Genomic DNA, 22,135 nt, shown 5'->3' on the forward strand with positions numbered 1-22,135 from the left:
AGTCCGAGCCATTGTCGTGGTCGCAAGGCGAGTTCGCCGCCTCTCTCCCGCAATCGCTTATTGATGAAGTAGCGGCTGCGCGGGTGACGCCATGATCGCCCTCGCCTACATGGCCTGGCTCATCTACAAAGGGCCGAAGTGATGAGTGCTTCAGCGAAAGTTCTCGACCCATGCAGCGCCAGCCGAATGATGTGGTTTGACAAGCAGGACCAACGCGCACTGTTCGGCGACATCCGCGACGAGGAACACATCCTGTGCGACGGGCGGGTGTTGAAGGTTGAGCCGAACGTCATCATGGACTTCCGCTCGCTGCCTTTCGAGGATGGCACATTCAAGCTGGTCGTGTTCGATCCGCCACATCTCACCCGCGCAGGCGTCGATAGCTGGATGCGCGCCAAGTACGGCGTGCTCACCGCTGACTGGCGCGACGATATCGCCAAAGGGTTTGCCGAATGCTTTCGTGTGCTGGCCACCGACGGAATCCTGATCTTCAAATGGGCCGAGGCCCAGGTGCTGGTCAGCGAACTTCTAGCCCTAACCGATGAAAAGCCCCTGTTTGGACACAAGTCCGGTAAGCGTGAAAAAACGCACTGGATCACGTTCATGAAGCACCCCTAACCCCAATCCCCCTACAGCCTGCCGGTGATCGGCGGGCGAGGTATTCCTCATGCCTGAAATCAAATGCGAATTCGGCCATAAGCAGAGCATTGGTACCGATGCCTGGGTCGCAACTCTCACCCTGGACCAGATGCGCTACGCCCGCGACCAGATTGCCGAGAAGATCAAAGCGGCTGAGGCTCAGCCGAAGCGCACCGTCTGGCGCGTCAGCAACGGCACATTCTGCGAGGGCAGCTATCGCGAAGAGGAATTCGAGAAGGCCGCTGACCACCTGCTCCGGATCTACAAGGCAAAGTTTATGGATGAGGCGCCGTGCTGGATTGAAAAGCCATGCGGGTACCTGACCTTCGAGCGTCAGTTGCCGAGCCTTAGTCCGGAGCTGGTGACCCAGCACGAATACGACACCGAGTGGTTCCCCGCCAAACCCTAGCCCACCTTCTGCCGCCACGCGCGGCAAGGAGCATCATCATGAAATCAACGCGCCAAACAGCGCAGAGCCGCCGGGAGCTGGTAAAAATCAGCGAGTTCCAGCGACGAGTATGGGGGGAGAACGGTACTCCGCTATGCTCACAAGCAATTCGAAACCAGATCAGGAACGATCAACTGCCAGGCGAGCGCGTCGGAAAGCTCTGGTTCGTTGATTGGACCTCATATCAAAACGCAACTGGCAACGATCTGGTTGATTCGGTGCTCAGAGGAGCCGCCTGATGGTGCCCCGCCCTCGCAACGCCAAGAACAAGGCGTTGCCGCCGAACCTTTATCCGAACAACGGCGGCGAATCCTACAAATACCGGCGCCCAGACACTGGCGCCTGGCACGGTATGGGGACCGACCGTCAGAAGGCAATCCAGGCCGCCAAGCAACTGAACAGCCTGCTGATGGTCGGCAGCGAACTGGTCGCCGGAGTCATGGGCACAGGCCAAACAATGGCCGAGTTCCTCGATCACTACGAGCGCGAAATTCTCCCACCTCGCGAGCTGGCAAAGGCCACATTGGACCTTTACCGAACTCGGGCAAAGCAAATCCGCACAGCCATCGGTGATCAGCCGATTGACCAGATCACCATTCGCCACATTGCCATTATTCTCGACGGACTCACCCCTCGCGCGTCAAACCAGGCACGGGCGCTGCTGGTGGACGTGTTCAACCACGCGGCATCAAAGGGACTATGCCCTGACAATCCAGCATCAAACACCATCCCCAAGATCGAGAAAAAGCAGCGCAAGCGCCACACCGTGGAGGGTTTGAAAGCGATTCGCGAGGTTTCTCCAGCTTGGCTACAGAACGCCATCGACCTGGCACTGATAACCGCCCAGCGCCGGGGCGATATCCTGAACATGAAGTTCAGTGATGCGCACGATGGCGGCCTGCACGTAGTCCAGAGCAAAACAGAGAAGGCAAGTGATGCTGGCTGGATCAAGTTTGCTTTGACGAAAGAGCTGGCCGAAGTGATCGCTCGGTGCCGTGACGATATCGCATCGCCCTACCTGATCCACCGGAAGCCTGAGCGCAAAAAACAGTCCCAGGCCAGTGGCAAAGCGCATTGGACGAAGGTCGAGGAAAGGTTTCTAACGAGAGCGTTCAAGGACGCGAGGGACGCTGCGGGTTGCTACAGAAAATGGACCGAGGCCGAGCAACCAGGCTTTCATGAGGTGCGCGCGCTATCCCTCCACCTGTACAAGCGGGCTGGCAAGGACGGGCAGAGAATCGCGGGGCATACAACGGAGGGGATGACGCGGAATTACCAGAAGGACCACAACGACATCATCTGGTCAGAGGTGGTCGCAGACCTCGATATCAAGGAAATTTCGGGCTGACTTTTTGATTTTATTTTGATTCTGTTTTGATTATGGGGTCAGAAATGAAAACGGCTCAAGCACCGTAAGTGCTTGAGCCGTCTACAGAATAATTGGTCGGGACGGAGTGATTCGAACACTCGACCCCTTGCACCCCATGCAAGTGCGCTACCGGGCTGCGCTACGCCCCGACACTGAGTAGCTGTGCTTCCAAACCTCTGAAAGCGATTAGGAATTTAACCTAACCTTTTGAATTTTGGAAGTATTATTTCCAAAAAAATTACTTCTTCAGCACCATCAACACATCCTCCAGCTCGGAAATCATCTGGCGGATAAGCTGTTTGTACTGGGTGCTGTCGTCCCTGGCCTCATCGCCGGAGAGGCGCAGACGCGCCCCGCCGATGGTAAAGCCTTGGTCGTACAGCAAAGCGCGGATCTGCCGGATCATCAGCACGTCGTGACGCTGATAATACCGACGATTACCACCACGCTTGGCGGGGTTGAGTTGAGGAAACTCCTGCTCCCAGTAACGCAGCACGTGTGGTTTTACCGCACACAACTCGCTGACTTCACCAATGGTGAAGTAGCGTTTGCCTGGGATCGGCGGGAGCTCGTCGTTATGACTTGGTTCCAGCATAGGCCTCAACTCGGGCTTTCAACTTCTGCCCTGGACGAAAGGTGACCACACGGCGAGCCGTGATCGGGATTTCTTCTCCCGTTTTTGGATTGCGGCCAGGCCGCTGGCGTTTGTCCCGCAGATCGAAATTGCCGAATCCCGACAATTTGACCTGCTCGTTGTCTTCCAGAGCGTGTCTGATTTCTTCAAAAAACAGTTCGACCAATTCCTTGGCCTCCCGTTTATTCAGACCCAGCTCCTCGTAGAGACGTTCCGCCATTTCAGCTTTCGTCAGAGCCCCCATACGTCACTTCCTTAACGTGGCGTTCAACCTTTGTTCGAGCGAGGTGAGAATGTTTTGCGTCGTGGAATTCACCTCATCGTCATTAAGAGTGCGCGATGGATGCTGCCAGGTCAAGCCAACTGCAAGGCTTTTTCTATGCGGATCAATGCCTTTACCCTCATAGACGTCAAAGAGCCTGAGCTCTGTGAGCCATTCGCCTGCATTTTCACGAATTACTTCCAGTACGGCACTGGCCGCCACGCCCTTGTCCGCCACCAGTGCGAGGTCACGACGCACCTCAGGGAAGCGCGACAACTCGTTGAATTTCGGCATTTTACCCAATGCCACTTCGGCCAAGACCAGCTCGAAAACGAAGACGGGACGATCAAGACCGAGGGTTTTCGACAGTTCGGGGTGGATCGCGCCAATGAAACCGACCAGACGCCCTTCCCGTTCGACGCGCGCGGTTTGACCCGGATGCAACGCGGGGTGCTTGCCCGCCACGAAAGTGAACGAATCCAGCGCACCGGCAAAGCCCAGCAACGCTTCCACGTCTGCTTTGACGTCGAAGAAGTCGACGGTATCGCGACCCTGTGCCCAGCCCTCCGGCAGGCGACTGCCACAGACCACCCCGGCGAGCATGGGTTCTTGCTTCAGGCCTTCCAGCTGCCCGACGAAACGCAGGCCGCTTTCGAACAGGCGAACGCGATCCTGTTGGCGGTTCAGGTTGTGCTGCAACACCTTGACCAAACCTGGCCACAGGGACGAGCGCATGGCCGCCATGTCATTGGAGATCGGGTTGGCCAGCAACAACGGCTCGACGCTAGGGCTGAACAATTCGAACTGCTTTGGATCGATGAAGCTATAGGTGATTGCTTCCTGGTAACCACGGGCCACCAGCAGGCGGCGCAACTCCGGTAGCTCGCTACGAGCTTCGGCCTTGGCTTTGGGTGCCAGGCGGGCTTGCGGATAACGAACCGGCAGGCGATTGTAACCATACAGGCGCGCCAGCTCTTCGATCAGATCGACTTCCAGGCTGATATCGAAGCGATGGCTGGGTACCTCGACCTGCCACTGCCCTACTCCGCTGGCGACAATGCCCAGGCCCAGGCCGGACAGCAGGCGCTCCACCTGGGCCGCGTCCATTTCCATGCCCAGCATCTGGGTGACGCGCTCCGCACGCAGAGTCACCGGAGCTACGGCAGGCAGGTGCGCCTCGCTGACAGTTTCGATGATGGGGCCGGCTTCGCCACCGGTGATTTCCAGCAGCAGGCCGGTGGCGCGCTCCATGGCTTCACGGGCCAACTGCCAGTCCACGCCACGCTCATAGCGATGCGAGGCATCGGTGTGCAGCCCATAGGAACGGGCCTTGCCAGCGACAGCGATCTGATCGAAGAAAGCACTTTCCAAAAAGATGTCGCGGGTGGTCGCGGTGTTGACACCACTGTGTTCGCCACCCATTACGCCGGCCATCGCCAGGGCACGAGTGTGGTCGGCAATCACCAGGGTATCGCTACGCAGGCTGACTTCCTGACCGTCGAGCAGTACCAGCTTCTCGCCCTCCTCAGCCATTCGCACACGGATGCCGCCGTTGATCTCGGCGAGGTCGAAAGCGTGCAGCGGCTGGCCCAGTTCGATCATCACGTAGTTGGTGATGTCGACGGCGGCATCGATGCTGCGCACGTCGCAACGACGCAGGCGCTCGACCATCCACAACGGGGTCGGCTTCGACAAGTCGACGTTGCGAATCACCCGTCCCAGGTAACGCGGGCAAGCTGCTGGCGCCAACACCTCGATCGACCGCACCTCGTCATGCACGGCAGCCACAGCCTGGACCACTGGGCGAGTGACTGGAGCGGCATACAGCGCGCCGACTTCACGGGCCAGGCCAGCCAGGGACAGGCAGTCGCCGCGGTTCGGGGTCAGGTCGACCTCGATGCTGGCGTCGTCCAAGCTCAGGTAAACACGAATATCTTCGCCAACCGGCGCATCGGCGGCCAGCTCCATCAAGCCGTCATTGCCTTCACCGACCTGCAACTCGGCTTGCGAGCACAGCATGCCATGCGACTCGACGCCGCGCAGCTTGGCTTTCTTGATCTTGAAGTCGCCGGGCAGTTCGGCACCGATCATCGCGAACGGAATCTTCAGACCTGGGCGCACGTTGGGTGCGCCACAAACAACCTGAAAGGTCTGCGAACCGTTGCTGACCTGACAGACACGCAATTTGTCGGCGTCCGGGTGCTGCTCGGTGCTGAGTACTTCACCGACGACCACGCCGCTGAAAGCGCCGGCGGCCGGGGTCACGCTATCGACCTCAAGACCGGCCATCGACAGACGAGCAACCAGCTCGTCGCGGCTCACCTGCGGGTTTACCCAGCCGCGCAGCCATTGTTCACTGAATTTCATCCTGTTCTCCTAATAAGTTCGTGACGACTAGCGAAATTGCGCGAGGAACCGCAAGTCGTTATCGAAGAACAGACGCAGGTCGTTCACGCCGTAACGCAGCATGGCCAGACGCTCGACGCCCATGCCGAAGGCAAAGCCCTGGAATTCTTCAGGGTCGATGCCAGACATGCGCAGTACATTGGGGTGGACCATGCCGCAGCCCATGACTTCCAGCCAGCCGGTCTGCTTGCAGACGCGACAGCCTTTACCGCTGCACATTACGCATTCCATGTCGACTTCAGCGGATGGCTCGGTGAATGGGAAGTACGAAGGCCGAAAACGCACCGCCAGTTCTTTCTCGAAGAACACCCGCAGGAACTCTTCGATGGTGCCTTTGAGGTCGGCAAAATTGATGTCGCGATCGACCAGCAGGCCTTCGACCTGGTGGAACATCGGCGAATGAGTGATATCGGAATCGCTACGGTACACACGGCCTGGACAGACGATGCGGATCGGCGGCTTCTGCGACTCCATGGTGCGCACCTGTACCGGTGAGGTATGGGTGCGCAACAGCATGCTGGCGTTAAAATAAAAGGTGTCATGCATCGACCGGGCCGGGTGATGGCCAGGGATGTTGAGCGCCTCGAAGTTGTGGTAATCGTCTTCCACCTCGGGACCTTCGGCGATGCCGTAGCCGATGCGGGTAAAGAATTGTTCGACGCGTTCCAGAGTCCGGGTAACCGGATGCAGACCGCCCGAGGTCTGGCCGCGGCCAGGCAGGGTCACGTCAATGGACTCGGCGGCGAGTTTGGCAGCCAGATCCGCCTCCTCGAACGCAGCCTTGCGCGCGTTGAGAACCTCTGTGACACGCTCCTTGGCGACGTTGATCAGAGCACCGACTTGCGGACGCTCTTCTGCCGGCAGGCTCCCCAGGGTCTTCATCACCTGAGTCAGCTCGCCCTTCTTGCCAAGGTAGTGAACCCGGATTTGCTCCAGGGCATTGATATCTTCAGCGCTTTGCACAGCCTCAAGTGCTTGAGAGACCAGTGCGTCCAGGTTTTCCATGTACAGACTCCAGATACGAAATAGGGGAAGAGCTTTAAGGCTCTTCCCCTATTTACTGACGTTTAACACCCGAGCCCGCAAAGGCGTGCCCAGGTGATTGTCGGGGGGTACTTAAGCCAAGGTGGCTTTAGCTTTCTCGACAATCGCAGCAAACGCCGCTTTTTCGTTCACTGCCAGATCAGCCAGAACCTTACGGTCGATCTCGATGGCCGCTTTTTTCAAGCCGGCGATGAAACGGCTGTAGGACAGACCGTTGATACGCGCACCGGCGTTGATACGAGCGATCCACAAAGCGCGGAACTGACGTTTTTTCTGACGACGGTCACGGTAGGCGTATTGGCCTGCCTTGATAACCGCTTGCTTGGCAACACGGAATACGCGCGAGCGAGCGCCGTAGTAGCCTTTAGCAAGTTTCAGAATTTTTTTGTGACGCTTACGGGCAATGACGCCACGCTTTACACGAGCCATGAGTTACTTCCTCTATTCTTGATCCAAAAATTAACGAAGGCGCAGCATGCGCTCGACCTTTGCCACGTCAGACGGATGCAGCAAGCTGCTACCGCGCAGTTGACGCTTACGCTTGGTCGACATTTTGGTCAGGATGTGGCTCTTGAAAGCGTGCTTGTGCTTGATACCGTTAGCAGTTTTCAGAAACCGCTTAGCAGCACCACTTTTAGTTTTCATCTTTGGCATGTTCGGATACTCCGCATTCAGTTGATAAACATAACCGCAAGGCCTGCCGTGCCCTGGTGGTTACTTCTTCTTTTTCGGGGCGATGACCATAATAAGCTGGCGTCCTTCCATCTTAGGATGCTGTTCGACCGAACCGTACTCAAGCAGGTCACTTTCAACCCGCTTGAGGAGTTCCATCCCCAGCTCCTGGTGGGCCATCTCACGACCGCGGAATCTCAAGGAAACCTTGGCCCTGTCCCCATCACTCAGGAAACGTACCAGGTTGCGCAGTTTTACCTGGTAATCCCCTTCCTCCGTCCCTGGACGAAACTTGATTTCTTTAACCTGCACTTGCTTCTGGTTTTTCTTCGCAGCAGCAATTTGCTTTTTCTTTTCGAAAATCGACTTGCCGTAGTCCATCACCCGACAAACGGGTGGCACTGCATCGGCGGAAATTTCCACCAGATCCAGCTTGGCTTCTTCGGCAATCCGAAGCGCTTCATCAATCGAGACGATGCCAATCTGCTCGCCATCAGCGCCAATTAACCGAACCTCGCGTGCCGAGATATTCTCGTTGATCGGGGCCTTCGGTGCAGCTCGTTTATCTTGTCTCATTTCACGCTTAATAATAATTACTCCGAATCTGGGCGACCACGCCGGGAAACCGCTTGCGCGAGGAACTCGGCGAACTGGGCGACGGGCATCGAGCCCAGGTCAGCACCTTCACGAGTACGCACAGCGACAGTCTGCATCTCGACTTCCCGATCTCCGATAACCAAAAGATAGGGAACCTTGAGCAAAGTATGCTCGCGGATTTTAAAGCCGATCTTTTCATTTCTCAAGTCGGACTTGGCACGAAATCCGCTTTCGGCCAGAGTTTTTTCCACTTCGAGGGCGAAATCAGCCTGTTTGTCCGTGATATTCATGATCACGGCCTGGGTGGGCGCCAGCCACGCCGGGAACGCACCTTCGTAGTGTTCGATCAAAATGCCGACGAAGCGCTCGAACGAGCCGAGGATCGCCCGATGCAACATCACCGGGTGCTTGCGGCTGTTGTCTTCGGACACGTATTCGGCACCGAGACGGATAGGCAGGTTGAAATCGAGCTGCAGGGTACCACACTGCCACACGCGGCCGAGGCAGTCCTTGAGCGAAAACTCGATCTTTGGACCATAGAAGGCCCCTTCGCCCGGTTGCAGGTCATACGGCAGGCCGGCGCTGTCGAGTGCCGCCGCCAAGGCATTTTCGGCCCGATCCCACAACTCATCGGAACCTACGCGTTTCTCCGGACGAGTGGACAGTTTCATCTCGATGTCCTTGAAACCGAAGTCGGCGTAGACATCCATGGTCAGCTTGATGAACGCGGCGGATTCGGCCTGCATCTGCTCTTCGGTGCAGAAGATATGGGCGTCGTCCTGGGTAAAAGCACGCACGCGCATGATGCCGTGCAGCGCGCCCGACGGCTCGTTGCGGTGGCAGGCACCGAATTCGGCCAGGCGCAGCGGCAGCTCGCGGTAGCTCTTCAGGCCCTGGTTGAACACCTGCACGTGGCATGGGCAGTTCATCGGCTTGATCGCGTAGTCGCGGCTTTCCGATTCGGTGGTGAACATGTTCTCGGCGTAGTTGGCCCAATGCCCGGACTTCTCCCACAGGGAGCGATCGACCACTTGCGGGGTCTTGATCTCCAGGTAGCCGTGGTCACGTTGCACCTTGCGCATGTACTGCTCAAGCACCTGGTACAGGGTCCAGCCGTTCGGGTGCCAGAACACCATCCCCGGCGCTTCTTCCTGGGTGTGGAACAGGCCCAGGCGCTTGCCGATCTTACGGTGGTCGCGTTTTTCCGCTTCTTCGATGCGCAGGATGTAGGCAGCCAACTGTTTCTTGTCCGCCCAAGCCGTGCCGTAGACACGTTGCAGTTGTTCGTTCTTGGCGTCGCCGCGCCAGTAGGCACCGGACAGCTTGGTCAGCTTGAACGACTTCAGGAAGCGCGTGTTCGGCACATGGGGACCACGACACATGTCGACGTATTCTTCATGATAATACAAGCCCATGGCCTGTTCATTCGGCATGTCCTCGACCAGACGTAGCTTGTAGTCCTCGCCACGTTGGGTGAACACGTCGATCACTTCGGCGCGCGGCGTGACTTTCTTGATCACGTCGTAGTCTTTTTCGATCAACAACTGCATGCGCTGCTCAATCGCGGCCAGGTCGTCCGGAGTGAAAGGACGCTCGTAGGCGATGTCGTAGTAGAAACCTTCGTCAATGACCGGACCGATCACCATCTTGGCCGTCGGGTACAGCTGTTTGACCGCATGGCCAACCAGGTGGGCACAAGAGTGACGAATGATCTCCAGCCCCTCCTCATCCTTGGGCGTGATGATCTGTAGCGTGGCGTCGGCGTCGATCAAGTCACAGGCATCGACCAGCTTGCCGTCGACCTTACCGGCCACCGTGGCCTTGGCCAGGCCGGCACCAATGGAGGCGGCAACCTCAGCGACGGAAATGGGACGATCGAACGAGCGTTGACTGCCGTCGGGAAGAGTAATAGTGGGCATGGCGCCTCCTCTCCTAGTGGTGACCCCTACCAAAGGTCACGTGGGTTGGGATGAGCAGCCAGTACATGATCCGTCCAGCCGTTCAGTGAAGAACGCCTGCCGCACAGTGGCAGGAGCCGCAAGGGCCAACCGGAAAACGAACCACCGTGACTGGAGTTCAAAAAAGGGTTGATGGCAGTGGCATCGATTAGTTGCAGCTCGCACCGATGCCGGAAATAGCCAGGTCGGGGATGCTAGCACAGATGAACGGTCATCGCCTCGCTTGACGCACAAACTGCTAAAGTCCGCGGGTTAATAGCCCGACTGAACTTGAATTGCACCCACGCCCTCAAATACGGGGCAAGCGCTACTACTCAGCCCGTCGTTTTTATCCGGAGAAGTATTCAACCATGCGCCTGACTCAGCTTTTTGCCTTTGCCGTTCCAACCCTTCTCCTGCTGCCCTCGGGTGCCCACGCTGACTGGCCTTCAAAGGAAACGCGCACTGCCTACATGAACGACTGTACCGCTGCCGCCAGCCGGAGCGTCCCGGTCAACGTGGCGAAACAACACTGTGCCTGTAGTGCCGACAAGCTGCGGGACAACTTCAGCAAGAATGAAATCTCCGCACTGATGAACGCCAAAAAAGAGCCCAGTCCCGAACTCAAGACCAAGGCCCTGGGCGCCATTGCCGACTGCCGGGTCGTCAAATAATCCCTGACATACGGAGATTTACGCGGTCTTCAGAACCAAAAACGGCTTGAAAACCAGCCTTTTCACACATTTTATGCAGCTTTACGGCTTTTTTTATCACCGCCGGTTTTTCCTGCAACCCTTTTAAACCGGGGCTCTCAGCCAATCACTGCGATAAAGAAAGCACGACTGCTTGGCAATCGGGAACTGCGGGGGGCTCCCAAGTCGAACATTTCGACTATGATAGGCCTGTGTGCCCAGTTGGCCTGAGCAGCACAGTACTACTGAAAATATATGTTTCTTGGAGATACACCATGTCTAATCGCCAAACCGGCACCGTAAAATGGTTCAACGATGAAAAAGGCTTCGGCTTCATCACTCCTCAAGGTGGCGGTGACGACCTGTTCGTACACTTCAAAGCTATCGAAAGCGACGGTTTCAAAAGCCTGAAAGAAGGCCAGAGCGTTTCCTTCGTGGCTGAGAAAGGCCAAAAGGGTATGCAAGCTGCACAGGTTCGTCCGGAGTAAATTTCCGCGAACTGAAAAAACCCCGTCCACGTGGCGGGGTTTTTTATGGAGGCTACAAAACTCAGCCGCAATTGACCCGCTCGATCTTGCCCGCGCTGTCCGCATTAAGGTTCAGGCGTTCTGAACGATATTCCAGGGTGACCATATCATCGGGTCCAAGAATCCGTGCCATCTGTGCGCCACTCCGGTTGCGCGCCTGCTCAAGCAGCTCGGCGGAGGCCTGCTTGCCAAGCGCGAACTCGGCGCCTTTAGCTTCGCAACGGCTATGGCCACTCTCGCCGGCAGACGCATTGGCCGTCGAGGCCGAGCCGCCATTCGCGCAACCCGCCAGGACCAACATGGCGAACAACGCCCCCAAAGATGCAAGCTTGCAAGGCATGAAGCCTCCTTTAAAAAAATAAGTAGAGTGCGTGCGACCGTCGTTTACGTCATTGGTTGCATGCCGAACAATCGTCAGCCCGATTCCTACGGCAACGAAGGATAAGTCTGCCTGAGTCGCCGGCTCACCCGTGCAATGAATCGTGACTGAATATGAACGCATTGTTGAATCAGTAAACATCGATGTAATCGGATGGCGGATTGGGCCAGTTTTCTTTCAACGCATTGAAGACCTGCATGACCCAGACTTCGTCACTGGCCGCGACGTTGCCGACATAACCGGAACCGGCTGCCCAGGTTTCGAGCCGGAACGACAGACCCTCGATATCCTGCCCGCCGACGACACGAGAAGACAGATAGGCGATGCCGGAACGGGTCACCCGCAATTGAGTGTGCACCTCGTCACTGGCCGATGCGAGCAACTGGCGCACGGCCTCGAGGGTCAGGTTGGCGGGGTTGTTCAAATCGATTTGCACGGATGGGTTCCAGAAAAAGCAAAACCCGATTCTGGCATGCTGCCGCCCCTTGTGCCTAGGAACCCGCAGGCAAGTGCCCGCGGGTTATCACCGTTACTTCAGGCGGGCCAGGCGCGCCGTCAGCAGGTCGAAGAAGCCCTGGGCGTCGCCATTCTCGACCCAGAACACGTTTTTGTTCTGTTGCAGGCCATCGTACCAGTCGACAATGGTCTGGCCGAAGGTCGGGCCTTCACGGCTGTCGACCACCATGTTGACCCGGCGCCCGCTGAATAACTCGGGCTTGAGCAAATAGGCGATCACCGTGGCGTCATGTACCGGGCCACCAGGGATACCGTAGTGCTCCATATCGCCCTTGACGTATTCGTTGAGAATATCGCCGACCACCTGGCTGGCGTTGTTGTTCAGCGCCGCGATCTTCTTCAGGCGCTCGTCACTGGTGAGAATCTTATGGGTCACGTCGAGCGGTAGGTAGGTCAGCTTGACCCCACTCTTGAGCACCACCTCGGCGGCCTGGGGATCGGCGAACAGGTTAAACTCGGCCACCGGGGTGATATTGCCACCGTTAAAGTGCGCGCCGCCCATGACCACCACTTCCTTGATGCCCTGGGTGATCTCGGGATCTTGGATCAAGGCCAGCGCCAGGTTAGTCTGTGGCCCCAGCATGGCAATGGTGATGCTGTGGGGCTTGGCGCCACGCAGGGTTTCGATCAGGTAGTTGATGGCATTGCCCTTGGCCAGGGGTGCCTTGGGTTCGTGCACGGTGACGCCAGAGATGCCTTCCTTGCCGTGGATGTTCTCGGCATAGATCGGCGTGCGCAGCAACGGCTTGGGCGCACCGGCATACACCGGCACCTCCTCGCGCCCTGCCCATTCACGGGCCAGGCGCGCGTTGCGCGAGGTCTTGTCCAGGCGCACGTTACCGGCCACGGTGGTCAAGGCACGAATATGCAACTCCTCAGGCGAAGCCAGGGCGAACAGCAGCGCGACCACGTCGTCGGCCCCTGGGTCGGTATCGATGATCAGATCGATTTTTTCCGCCGCCTGGGCGCCTGTAGCAGTGAGCAAGGACAAAATCAGCAGACTCCGGAACCAGCGTTGCAAGATCTGAGCATAGCGGTGCATTGTGCGCTCCTTGTGCGAGGGTTTGAATCGGGAAAGAGGCTCTTAAAAAGTAACGCCTGCAACCAGGACGATGTTGCAGTACGGCTGACACTCGCCGGTGCGTACCACCGCCCTGGCCTGGCGGTTGAGTAACTTCAAATCCTCGTGACCGAGCAGGCGGCGCTGTCCGAGATTGCCCTGGGCATTCAAGGCTTCCAGGTACTCCAATGGCGGCGGACGCTTGAGCAGGATTTCCTCGGCCAGCACGTGACTCTCTACCTGCATCTCGCTAAGCACGGTGCGCAGGGTACTGACGAAATCCGGAATGCCTTGGGTCAGGGCCAAATCGATCAGCTCGACGCCCGGCGGCACCGGCAGACCGGCATCAGCGATTACCAACATATCGCCATGCCCCAGCGAGGCGATCACGCGGGACAGGGCGATATTGAGCAGCGGTGTTTTTTTCATGGCTGTTTGAAACCCTGTACGTCGGACAAATGCGGAATGGACGGCTGCGCACCGGCACGGGTGACCGACAACGCCGCCGCCGCCTGGCCAAAACGAATGGCCTCGGCTTCGCTCTTGCCGCAGGCCAGCGCCGCGGCAAAGCCACCGACAAAGGTGTCGCCGGCGGCGGTGGTATCGAGCGCCTTGACTTTGGGCGCCGGGAAATGCACCAAAGCCTGGCCATCGGCAAACAACAAGCCCTGGGCACCGAGGGTGATGATCACCTTCCCTGCCCCGGCCGCCATCAGGTGGGTCGCGGCAGTCTCGGCGCTCGCCAGCGAATCCACCGGCAAGCCGCTCAGGGCCTCTGCCTCGCTCTCGTTGGGAATCAGATAGTCGATGGATGCATACCAGTCAGCCGGCAGCGGCGTACTGGCCGGTGCCGGATTGAGGATGACGGTCTTACCCAGCTCACGACCGCGTTTGAGCGCATAGCCGACGGTTTCCATCGGCACTTCGAGCTGACAGATGATGACATCCGCCTCTCGCAGCACCGCATCGAAGCCCTTGAGCACATCGGTGGTCAGGCAGCCGTTGCCGCCAGCGACAATGACAATCGCGTTCTGGCTGCTGGCATCGACCACGATCAAGGCAACTCCGCTGGACACGCCGCCAACCGCCGTGACCGCCTGGCAATCGATGCCCTCGACCCGTAACGCATCCCGCAGTTGCTCACCGTAGGCGTCATCGCCGACGCAGCCGATCATCGACACCTGCGCGCCCAGACGCGCCGCCGCCACCGCCTGGTTCGCGCCCTTGCCGCCGGAAACCGTGGCAAAGGACTGGCCGATTAAAGTCTCGCCCGCGCGCGGCAGACGTTCGGCCCGTGTAACCAAATCCATGTTGAGACTGCCTATGACTGCTACTTTTGCTTGCATGCACCATTACTCTTGAATTCAATTCGGTCAGATTCAGCGCTATGGCCCCAAAGGGACTTATGCGAGCCCGGTCGAAACTGGCGCCGTCGACTCGCGCAAGACGATACTCGGGATCACGATCCGCTGATCGATCGGCACATGCGGCGTGGCAATACGCCGCAGCAGCAGCTCAGCCGCCGTCTCCCCCAGGTGCAGGATCGACTGGCCGACCGTGGTCAGCGCCGGATAGACATAGCGACTCATCTGGATATCGTCGAAACCGATGACCGACAGTTCGCCGGGCACGCGGATATTACGTTCCGCCGCTGCCCGCAATACGCCAATGCCGAGCAAGTCGTTACCGGCGAAAATCGCGCTAGGGCGCTCGCCGTCGAGCAATCCGGCCGCCGCTTGATAACCGCCGGTGCTGGTGAAGTCGCTGGCCAGCAGCCACTTGGCGGGCACCTTGACCTTCGCCTGCCGCAGCGCCCGCAGATGACCGGCCAGGCGCAGTTGCGCCACGCTGGTATTGTCCGGTCCGCCGATAAAGGCAATCGCCCGATGTCCCAGCTCCAGCAGGTGCCGGGTCGCCAAGTACGCACCTTCTTCGTGGTCGATACGCACCATATCGGTTTCCAGGCCGACGACACCACGGTCGACGATCACCATCGGTGTACGCACCGCCGACAGACCCGCCGCGAAGCTTTCGTCGCCGCCGGTTGAGGCCACGATCAGGCCGTCGACGCGCTTCTCCAGCAGCACCCGCAGGTAACTGCGCTGCTTGTCCGGGTCATCGTCGGAATTGCAGAGGATCACGCAATAGTTGTTGCGTTCACAGTAATCCTCGATGCCCCGTGCCAGTTCGGCGAAGTATGGATTCAGGCTGTTGGGCACCAGCAAGCCGATAGTTGCGGTAGTCTTGGCCTTCAGCGACCGCGCCACGGCACTGGGTACATAGTCGAGGGCGGCAATCGCCGCCTCGACCTTGAGCCGGACTTCCTCGCTGACCGGCCGGGTCTTGTTCAACACATGGGACACCGTGGTGTAGGAGATCCCAGCCAGCGCGGCAACATCCTTGATGGTTGCCATGCTTCAAGCCCGCCGACGAGCGCGCTGACTGCGGTAGGTATCCAGCACCACCGCGATCACGATCACGGCACCGGTGATGATCCGTTTGGTCGGCTCGCTCGCGCCGATCTGTGCCAGGCCAGCGGCCAGCACGGAGATGATCAGGACACCGAAGAAGGTGCTGATGACCGAACCGCGTCCGCCCATCAGACTGGTTCCACCGATCACCACGGCGGCGATCACCTGCAGTTCCAGGCCGGAGCCAGCATTCGGGTCAGCCGCTTCCAGGCGCGAGACCTGAAACAGTGCCGCGATTCCGGCCAGCAGCCCCATCAGGCTGAACACCAGGATCTTGTAGGGCTTGGGATTGATCCCCGCCAGCCGTACCGCTTCCTCGTTGGTACCGATACCGATCAGGTAGCGACCGAACACCGTGCGGGTCAGCACCAGTTGGGCGGTGATGATGATCGCCAGGGCGATAATGAATGAGGGCGAGATACCGAAGGCCATCGGGTTCGACAGCCAGGCGAACGAGTCGCCGATATAGGCGGTGCGCGAGCCGGTCATCTGGTACGCGACACCACGGGCCATTTCCAGCACGCCAAGGGACACGATAAACGACGGAATCCGCCAAGCCACCGTGATCGAGCCGGTCAGGGTCCCGGCCAAGGCTGCACAGCCCATGCCCAGCGCCGCCGCCGGCAGCACGCTCCAGCCCCAACTGAGAATCGCCACGCTGACCGCCGATGCCGCCAGCGCCAGCACCGACCCCACCGACAGGTCGATGCCACCGATGATCAGCACGAAGGTCATGCCCACGGCCAGCACCATCAGATCGGGAATCTGGTTGGCCAGGGTGCTGAAGGTGTCATAGGAGAGGAAATGACTGCTCAGGCTGGAGAACAGGATAATCATTGCCAGCAGCGCGCCGGCCAGCCCCAGGTAAGTCCCAAGGCCATAGAAGTTGCGACTGGCTTTGCTGGTCGAGGGTGCAGTTTTCATAGGGTCCCCCTAGGCGCTGCATCGTTGAGCAACGCGTCACGTTTTTGGTAGCCGGCAAAGGCGGCGGCAAGCAAATCATCCTGGGTCCAAGTGCCGCGCTCGAAGGTTTCGATCAAGCGCCCGGCCGACAGCACACCGATCCGGTCGCAGATCAGCATCAGTTCACGCAGGTCGCTGGACACCACCACCAGCGCCTTGCCTTGGCGGGTCAATTCGCCGAGCAAGGCATAGATATCGAACTTGGCACCGACGTCGATCCCGCGCGTCGGCTCATCGAACAGCAATACCGAACAATCGCGCTCCAGCCAGCGACCGATCACCACCTTTTGCTGATTGCCGCCGGACAGCTCGGACACTTGTTGGTCCGGGCTCGAACTGCGAATGCGCATGGCCTCGATCTGTCGCCGCGCCAGAGCTACTTCGGCACCTCCATTGACCAGCCCACCGCGGGAGATCGCCGGCATATTGCCCAACGCGATATTGGCGCTGATCGACTGCGTCAGCAGCAACCCCTCGCCCTTGCGATCCTCGGTGATCAGGGCAATGCCATGACGTACTGCATCCACCGGCGAACGGATGTCCACGACCTGCGCCGGCGAACCGAGGGACACCGTGCCACTATCGGCGGTGTCCGCGCCGTAGATCAAGCGCAGCAACTCGGTACGGCCCGCGCCGATCAGGCCGGAGATGCCATAGATTTCCCCAGCGCGGACTTCGAATGAGACATCGAGTACCTTGTCTGAACGGCTCAGGCCCTTGATCGTCAGGGCCGGCGCGCCAACATTGCGCACGCCCCTATCCATCTGTTCGCCGAGTGTGCGGCCCACCATCAGATTGACCAGCTGCTCGCTGTTGTAATTGACCATCGGTTCGACGCAGACCAGGTTACCGTCGCGCAGTACCGCGATGCGCTGGGCGACCCGTGCCAGCTCTTCGAGCCGATGGGAGATATAGATGATCGACACGCCCCGGGCCTGCAGGCGGGTAATTTGCTCAAAGAGCATTTCGACTTCGCGAGCGGTGAGCATCGCAGTCGGCTCGTCGAGAATCAGCACATGGCAATCGCCGATCAGGTTACGGGCGATTTCCACCATCTGCTGATGGCCGATGCCCAGCTCGCCGACCAGAGTATCCGGGTCGATGGCGTCAAGTCCGACCTGGGCCATCGCCTCGATGGCGGCCTTGCGTAGTTGCTTGCGGCTGATCCAGCCGCCATGGCTGGGCAGGTTGTCGAGAAACAGATTCTCCGCCACCGACAGGGTCGGCAGCAGATTGAGTTCCTGCATGACCATGCGGATCCCCTGTTCTTCTGCCTGACTCCGGCTGCCGGGGGTATAGGCCCGGCCGTTGAACTGCATCTGACCGGTGGTCGGCGCGACCAGCCCGCCGATGATCTTCGACAAGGTGCTTTTTCCCGCGCCGTTTTCACCGGTCAGCGCCAACACTTCACCACGCATCAGCGTCAGGTCGATGTCGTTCAGCACGGGTTGCGCGTAGATCTTGCCGATACCGCTGACCGCCAGGACAACGTTCGGTGCGGAAGATGACATAGGAAAGCTCTCCAGGCACCCGCTCAGGACGAGCGGGTGCTATCGCGTGCGGCTAAGTGCGGGGATTACTGCTTGAGGACCAACTCGACCGGGGTTTCGATCACGCCGTCGACACTATCGACTTTTTCGCCCTTGACCAGCTTGAGCGCGTTCTGGATACCGAAGACGGCTTGCTGGGCGGCAGCCTGGTCAGCGGTGGCCAGGACACGACCGTCCCGCAGCATCGGCTTGATGGCTTCGATATTGTCGTAGCCGACCACTTGCACTTTGCCGGCCTTACCTGCGGCACGGACCGCGGAAACAGCGCCCAGGGCCATGTTGTCGTTACCCGCCAGCAAGGCCTTGAGGTCCGGGTACTCGCTCAACATGGCCGAGGCTACCTTGTTGCCCTGGTCGATTTCCCAGTTGCCGGATTGAGTGGAAACGATCTTCATGCCAGCCGCCTCCATCGCGTCCTTGAAGCCGGCGGTACGCTGCTGGGCGTTGGTGGTGGTCGGTACGCCTTCGATGATGCCGACCTTGTCGCCCGCGGCCAGGGTCTTGGCCAGGTAATCGCCCACCAGGCGCGCGCCCTTACGGTTATCCGGCCCTACGAAGGGGATATCGAGGTGTTTGCTTTTCAGTACATCCGGATCCAGACGGTTGTCGATGTTGACGACCTTGATACCGGCGTCGCTGGCTTTCTTCAGGACCATCACCAGGGCCTTGGAGTCAGCCGGGGCAATCACCAGTGCATCGACCTTGGACAGAATCATCTGGTTGACGATATCGATCTGCGCGCTCGTATCGGTTTCATTCTTGATGCCGTTGGTGATCATGTCGAAATCGGCGGAGTGGGCTTTCTGGTAATCCTTAGCGCCATCCTGCATGGTGACGAAGAATTCATTGGCGAGAGATTTCATGACCAGGCCAACCTTCGGTTTGGTGGCGGTTTGCGCGGCGAAGGCCGAAGAAAACGGCAGAGCGGCAGAGGCGGCAGCCAGCACACCGACAGCGAGAAGACGTCCAGCGAATGGCAACTTCATGGGGTTCACTCCGATCTTATGATTATTGTGAGCAACGCCAGGAGCGCGACAGGGCTTTCGGTGCGTTTTTTTTGAGAAAGCCCCTAAAACAGTCAGCGCAAACGTTTGCGTAAGACAAACTATGAGAACCTCGCCGAATTTTGTCAACGGGCTTGTAGGGGTTTTAGCCAAAGAGTTCCATGAAGAAAGCGTCATCGACAAGCCCTCGACACGCAGTGGCGATCAGACGGCTGTATTGATCGTGAAGCCCAAACTCGCCGGTTCGATTAAGCCCCCTACCAGGACGCTGATTGCTTTCATCAGATTGCCTTCGGTCTTGGATTTAGCCGAGCCTGCTATCGATACCAATCCAGACACTTCAACCTACATTCAACGCCGCAAAAGCTGAATCCCCCTACCAGTTAAAAATCATCAGCTGACATCCATCCTATTGTAAATCCTTATAATTTTCCCTACGACTGACATCAAATCGCAAAAATAGTTGTCAGAAAACGCACCAGATTTTGCTAAGAGTTGCGAAATTGCCTACGTTTAAATACTGTATGCACGTACAGTTTATTAAGGATAGTTCCGTGGCAAATCCAATCTCAGTCTCCGCCGCCCCCAGCGCCTACGAACGCATGGGCCTGCGCGTACAGAACATCATCAACTCACCGACAGCCCAGAAAGCCAGGGCCGCGCTGATCTTCCGCCTGCTGGAAGAGTCTATCGACGACTGGGAACAACTGCTCGAGGAAATCGCCGAGAACGACAACGTCACCCTCGCCTATCGCGATGACGGTGGCGTGCAGATTTTCTGGGTCGTGCCGAAGGAAGACTGAAACAATGCTCGTGCGTGTTATCGCTTTGCTCTGCCTGTGTTGGCTGCTACCGGCCCAGGCCGAGGCCCCTCGCACCTTCGCCGAAGCCAAGAAAATCGCCCGCAGACTCTATGAGCGACAGTCCACGGAGTTCTATTGCGGCTGCAAGTACAACGGCAACCGGGTCAATCTCGAAGCCTGCGGTTATGTCCCGCGCAAAAATGCCAACCGCGCCGCACGCATCGAGTGGGAGCATATCGTTCCGGCCTGGCACATCGGCCACCAGCGCCAGTGCTGGCAGCAAGGCGGGCGCAAGTACTGCAGCCAGCACGACCCGGCCTACAAACGTGCCGAAGCCGACCTGCACAACCTCGTACCGAGCATCGGCGAAGTGAACGGCGACCGCAGCAACTTCAGCTTCGGCTGGCTGCCGGAGCAGAAAGGCCAATACGGCTCGTGTCTGACCCAGGTCGACTTCAAGGCAAAGAAAGTGATGCCACGCCCTTCGATTCGCGGAATGATCGCCCGCACCTATTTCTACATGAGCAAGCAGTACGGCCTGCGCCTGTCGAAACAGGATCGCCAGTTGTATGAGGCGTGGCACAAAACCTATCCCGTGCAGGTTTGGGAACGCCAACGCAACCAGCGCGTGGCCTGCGTGATGGGCCGCGGCAACGAGTTTGTCGGCGCGGTGGACCTGAAGGCCTGTGGCTGACACCTGACTGCATGGATCATAGAGCCCAGTGTTGCTACATCGCGAACCGCGTAAGGCTCAAGGTTGCGCCTGATGCTCCACGACCTCGGAATCCATGTTTTGCTTATCGGCCAATTGCGCCTTTTTCTGCTCGGCAATCTCCTTGCTCGCGAACGGCCCGGCAATCACCCGACCGTCATCGAGGATCTTGAACGGGAAACCATGCTCGATCAGCCAGGCGGTCCAGTCGGTCAATGCCTTGGATTTGTCATCCTTGATCAGCAGATCCCACCCCGTGCTTGCCGCCGCGACCGCTGGCGCGACAGCCACTTTTGCCGGCTCGACCTTGTTTTCCGAACCATCGCCACAACCGGCCAGCACCACGAATGCCACCATCACTGCTATTCTGCGCACAAAGCGTCTCCCGTAATGATCAGTTAATGTGATTTTATCACCTTACGGCTTGTCTCAACCTTGTTGAACTGAGCAGCTCCTGTCTTTATCAGGCTGAATTACCGGCAATTTTCCGGCTTCGGGGAATTAAATAGAATGAAATGACGTCTGTAATGAACCACCCGCTCGAATGAACTTGGCGGTATTCTGTGTGTAAGACCTAAGCCGGGACTGCCTGCGAAAGGCACCTTAGTAACAATCAAGGAGAAAGACATGCTGATACTCACCCGCAAAGTCGGTGAAAGCATCAACATCGGTGACGACATCACGATCACGATTCTGGGCGTTAGCGGCCAGCAAGTCCGGATCGGCATCAACGCTCCCAAAGACGTTGCCGTGCATCGTGAAGAGATTTACCAGCGTATCCAGGCCGGCCTGTCTGCTGGAGACAAGAAAGACCCTCTGTAGGACAGCACACTCGTCAGCCCTACCGCCCATGGTCGCGGCTGACGAAAGTTCCCCCGCAACTCATCTTCCCTTCGCTTCCCCCTGTCACAGGGCCAGACTCAAGCCGCCTGCCGGTAACGGCAGCGCCGTTTTGTAGCGTACCTGCTTGAGCGCAAAACTGGAGCGGATATTCGCCACGCCGGGCACTTTGGTCAGGAAATCCAGCATGAAGCGCTCAAGCGCCTGGATGGTCGGCACCAGCACGCGAATCAGATAATCAGGATCCCCTGCCATCAGGTAGCACTCCATCACCTCCGGGCGATCGGCAATCGCCGCCTCGAAATGCTGCAATGCCTCTTCCACCTGCTTTTCCAGGCTGACATGGATAAACACGTTCACGTGCAACCCCAGCAGATCGGGATCGAGCAAGGTCACCTGCTCGCGAATCAGCCCCAGTTCTTCCATCGCCTTGACCCGATTGAAGCACGGCGTCGGCGACAGGTTGACCGAGCGCGCCAGGTCGGCGTTGGTGATGCGGGCGTTCTCCTGAAGGCGGTTGAGAATTCCGATATCGGTTCGATCCAGTTTGCGCATGAGATAAAAACACCTGTTTTTTATGACTATGCAGATTTTTTATCTGCAAGCAGGC

29 protein-coding genes and 1 tRNA gene are annotated in these 22,135 nt (G+C 58.4%); 10 read left to right on the plus strand and 20 right to left on the minus strand.

The window, feature by feature from the left end; translation table 11 throughout:
• Window positions 1–141: 141 nt before the first annotated feature.
• From BMX68_RS17075 to BMX68_RS17090, 4 genes are read left to right on the plus strand one after another with little or no spacing between them, the layout of a single operon-like run.
• Complete coding sequence (locus tag BMX68_RS17075) at window positions 142–618, plus strand: class I SAM-dependent methyltransferase (RefSeq protein ID WP_017132448.1); 477 nt, start codon at window positions 142–144, stop codon at window positions 616–618.
• A 49-nt stretch (window positions 619–667) separates the two neighbouring features.
• Window positions 668–1,048, plus strand: coding sequence for a hypothetical protein (locus BMX68_RS17080; RefSeq protein WP_017132447.1), 381 nt, complete (start codon window positions 668–670; stop codon window positions 1,046–1,048).
• Between the two features lie 38 nt (window positions 1,049–1,086).
• Window positions 1,087–1,326: a hypothetical protein gene (locus BMX68_RS17085; protein ID WP_017132446.1), complete on the plus strand. Its 240-nt coding sequence runs from the start codon at window positions 1,087–1,089 to the stop codon at window positions 1,324–1,326.
• A complete protein-coding gene (locus tag BMX68_RS17090) occupies window positions 1,326–2,435 on the plus strand; it encodes a phage integrase Arm DNA-binding domain-containing protein (RefSeq protein ID WP_017132445.1) in 1,110 nt (369 codons plus the stop codon). The genes BMX68_RS17085 and BMX68_RS17090 overlap by 1 nt, the downstream gene beginning before the upstream one ends.
• 93 nt (window positions 2,436–2,528) lie before the next feature.
• On the opposite strand, the gene BMX68_RS17095 is transcribed toward BMX68_RS17090, so the two are convergent.
• The 9 genes from BMX68_RS17095 to thrS all read right to left on the minus strand — a co-directional run bounded on the left by BMX68_RS17095 (window position 2,529) and on the right by thrS (window position 9,990).
• A tRNA-Pro gene (locus BMX68_RS17095) sits at window positions 2,529–2,605 on the minus strand.
• 89 nt (window positions 2,606–2,694) lie between these two features.
• Window positions 2,695–3,051, minus strand: a complete 357-nt coding sequence (locus BMX68_RS17100; RefSeq protein WP_017132444.1) for a MerR family transcriptional regulator — start codon at window positions 3,049–3,051, stop codon at window positions 2,695–2,697.
• Complete coding sequence (gene ihfA, locus BMX68_RS17105) at window positions 3,032–3,334, minus strand: integration host factor subunit alpha (RefSeq protein WP_002553164.1); 303 nt, start codon at window positions 3,332–3,334, stop codon at window positions 3,032–3,034. The genes BMX68_RS17100 and ihfA overlap by 20 nt, the downstream gene beginning before the upstream one ends.
• A gap of 3 nt (window positions 3,335–3,337) precedes the next feature.
• Entirely contained in the window at window positions 3,338–5,719 is a 2,382-nt protein-coding gene (gene pheT, locus BMX68_RS17110; RefSeq protein WP_017132443.1) for a phenylalanine--tRNA ligase subunit beta, read from the minus strand.
• A gap of 27 nt (window positions 5,720–5,746) precedes the next feature.
• On the minus strand, window positions 5,747–6,763 hold the full coding sequence (pheS, locus tag BMX68_RS17115) for a phenylalanine--tRNA ligase subunit alpha (RefSeq protein WP_017132442.1): 1,017 nt from the start codon (window positions 6,761–6,763) through the stop codon (window positions 5,747–5,749).
• Between the two features lie 111 nt (window positions 6,764–6,874).
• Entirely contained in the window at window positions 6,875–7,231 is a 357-nt protein-coding gene (rplT, locus tag BMX68_RS17120) for a 50S ribosomal protein L20 (RefSeq protein WP_017132441.1), read from the minus strand.
• Between the two features lie 30 nt (window positions 7,232–7,261).
• A complete protein-coding gene (gene rpmI / locus BMX68_RS17125) occupies window positions 7,262–7,456 on the minus strand; it encodes a 50S ribosomal protein L35 (protein ID WP_002553160.1) in 195 nt (64 codons plus the stop codon).
• Between the two features lie 60 nt (window positions 7,457–7,516).
• Complete coding sequence (gene infC, locus BMX68_RS17130) at window positions 7,517–8,068, minus strand: translation initiation factor IF-3 (RefSeq protein ID WP_176987518.1); 552 nt, start codon at window positions 8,066–8,068, stop codon at window positions 7,517–7,519.
• Complete coding sequence (thrS, locus tag BMX68_RS17135; protein ID WP_017132439.1) at window positions 8,068–9,990, minus strand: threonine--tRNA ligase; 1,923 nt, start codon at window positions 9,988–9,990, stop codon at window positions 8,068–8,070. The genes infC and thrS overlap by 1 nt, the downstream gene beginning before the upstream one ends.
• Window positions 9,991–10,481: 491 nt before the next feature.
• Between thrS and BMX68_RS17140 the strand changes: the two genes are divergently transcribed.
• Window positions 10,482–10,682: a hypothetical protein gene (locus tag BMX68_RS17140; RefSeq protein WP_345939357.1), complete on the plus strand. Its 201-nt coding sequence runs from the start codon at window positions 10,482–10,484 to the stop codon at window positions 10,680–10,682.
• Window positions 10,683–10,975: 293 nt separating this feature from the next.
• Window positions 10,976–11,188: a cold-shock protein gene (locus BMX68_RS17145; protein ID WP_017132437.1), complete on the plus strand. Its 213-nt coding sequence runs from the start codon at window positions 10,976–10,978 to the stop codon at window positions 11,186–11,188.
• A 61-nt stretch (window positions 11,189–11,249) separates the two neighbouring features.
• On the opposite strand, the gene BMX68_RS17150 is transcribed toward BMX68_RS17145, so the two are convergent.
• The 9 genes from BMX68_RS17150 to BMX68_RS17190 form a co-directional block, all read right to left on the minus strand.
• Window positions 11,250–11,567 carry an I78 family peptidase inhibitor gene (locus BMX68_RS17150; protein ID WP_017132436.1) on the minus strand — a complete coding sequence of 106 codons (318 nt, stop codon included), beginning with the start codon at window positions 11,565–11,567 and terminating at the stop codon, window positions 11,250–11,252.
• 169 nt (window positions 11,568–11,736) lie between these two features.
• Entirely contained in the window at window positions 11,737–12,042 is a 306-nt protein-coding gene (locus BMX68_RS17155; RefSeq protein WP_017132435.1) for a hypothetical protein, read from the minus strand.
• 93 nt (window positions 12,043–12,135) lie between these two features.
• Window positions 12,136–13,164, minus strand: a complete 1,029-nt coding sequence (locus BMX68_RS17160; RefSeq protein ID WP_017132434.1) for a nucleoside hydrolase — start codon at window positions 13,162–13,164, stop codon at window positions 12,136–12,138.
• 42 nt (window positions 13,165–13,206) lie between these two features.
• Window positions 13,207–13,611 carry a D-ribose pyranase gene (gene rbsD, locus BMX68_RS17165; protein ID WP_017132433.1) on the minus strand — a complete coding sequence of 135 codons (405 nt, stop codon included), beginning with the start codon at window positions 13,609–13,611 and terminating at the stop codon, window positions 13,207–13,209.
• Window positions 13,608–14,528 carry a ribokinase gene (rbsK, locus tag BMX68_RS17170; protein WP_026013227.1) on the minus strand — a complete coding sequence of 307 codons (921 nt, stop codon included), beginning with the start codon at window positions 14,526–14,528 and terminating at the stop codon, window positions 13,608–13,610. Before rbsK ends, rbsD begins: the two co-directional genes overlap by 4 nt.
• Before the next feature lie 57 nt (window positions 14,529–14,585).
• Window positions 14,586–15,596, minus strand: coding sequence for a LacI family DNA-binding transcriptional regulator (locus BMX68_RS17175; protein WP_017132431.1), 1,011 nt, complete (start codon window positions 15,594–15,596; stop codon window positions 14,586–14,588).
• Window positions 15,597–15,599: 3 nt separating this feature from the next.
• Window positions 15,600–16,577: an ABC transporter permease gene (locus tag BMX68_RS17180; RefSeq protein WP_060783136.1), complete on the minus strand. Its 978-nt coding sequence runs from the start codon at window positions 16,575–16,577 to the stop codon at window positions 15,600–15,602.
• Window positions 16,574–18,127, minus strand: a complete 1,554-nt coding sequence (locus tag BMX68_RS17185) for a sugar ABC transporter ATP-binding protein (protein ID WP_017132430.1) — start codon at window positions 18,125–18,127, stop codon at window positions 16,574–16,576. The genes BMX68_RS17180 and BMX68_RS17185 overlap by 4 nt, the downstream gene beginning before the upstream one ends.
• 65 nt (window positions 18,128–18,192) lie before the next feature.
• Window positions 18,193–19,152, minus strand: a complete 960-nt coding sequence (locus BMX68_RS17190; RefSeq protein WP_017132429.1) for a sugar ABC transporter substrate-binding protein — start codon at window positions 19,150–19,152, stop codon at window positions 18,193–18,195.
• Window positions 19,153–19,273: 121 nt separating this feature from the next.
• On the opposite strand from BMX68_RS17190, the gene BMX68_RS17195 reads away from it, so the two are divergent.
• From BMX68_RS17195 to BMX68_RS17205, 3 genes are all read left to right on the plus strand, one after another.
• The gene (locus tag BMX68_RS17195; RefSeq protein WP_017132428.1) at window positions 19,274–19,540 is read left to right on the plus strand and encodes a hypothetical protein; all 267 of its coding nucleotides are present in this window, start codon (window positions 19,274–19,276) and stop codon (window positions 19,538–19,540) included.
• A 154-nt stretch (window positions 19,541–19,694) separates the two neighbouring features.
• Complete coding sequence (locus BMX68_RS17200; RefSeq protein WP_074862409.1) at window positions 19,695–19,973, plus strand: DUF1654 domain-containing protein; 279 nt, start codon at window positions 19,695–19,697, stop codon at window positions 19,971–19,973.
• 4 nt (window positions 19,974–19,977) lie between these two features.
• Window positions 19,978–20,667 (plus strand): endonuclease, encoded by a 690-nt coding sequence (locus tag BMX68_RS17205; RefSeq protein WP_017132426.1) that lies wholly within the window; start codon window positions 19,978–19,980, stop codon window positions 20,665–20,667.
• 57 nt (window positions 20,668–20,724) lie between these two features.
• On the opposite strand, the gene BMX68_RS17210 is transcribed toward BMX68_RS17205, so the two are convergent.
• On the minus strand, window positions 20,725–21,060 hold the full coding sequence (locus tag BMX68_RS17210; RefSeq protein WP_244159562.1) for an SPOR domain-containing protein: 336 nt from the start codon (window positions 21,058–21,060) through the stop codon (window positions 20,725–20,727).
• Between the two features lie 252 nt (window positions 21,061–21,312).
• On the opposite strand from BMX68_RS17210, the gene csrA reads away from it, so the two are divergent.
• On the plus strand, window positions 21,313–21,507 hold the full coding sequence (gene csrA, locus BMX68_RS17215; protein ID WP_017132424.1) for a carbon storage regulator CsrA: 195 nt from the start codon (window positions 21,313–21,315) through the stop codon (window positions 21,505–21,507).
• Between the two features lie 84 nt (window positions 21,508–21,591).
• On the opposite strand, the gene bkdR is transcribed toward csrA, so the two are convergent.
• Window positions 21,592–22,080, minus strand: a complete 489-nt coding sequence (gene bkdR, locus BMX68_RS17220; RefSeq protein WP_017132423.1) for a Bkd operon transcriptional regulator BkdR — start codon at window positions 22,078–22,080, stop codon at window positions 21,592–21,594.
• Between the last annotated feature and the right edge of the window lie 55 nt (window positions 22,081–22,135).

It is taken from the genome of Pseudomonas agarici, assembly GCF_900109755.1.
Lineage (GTDB): Bacteria > Pseudomonadota > Gammaproteobacteria > Pseudomonadales > Pseudomonadaceae > Aquipseudomonas > Aquipseudomonas agarici.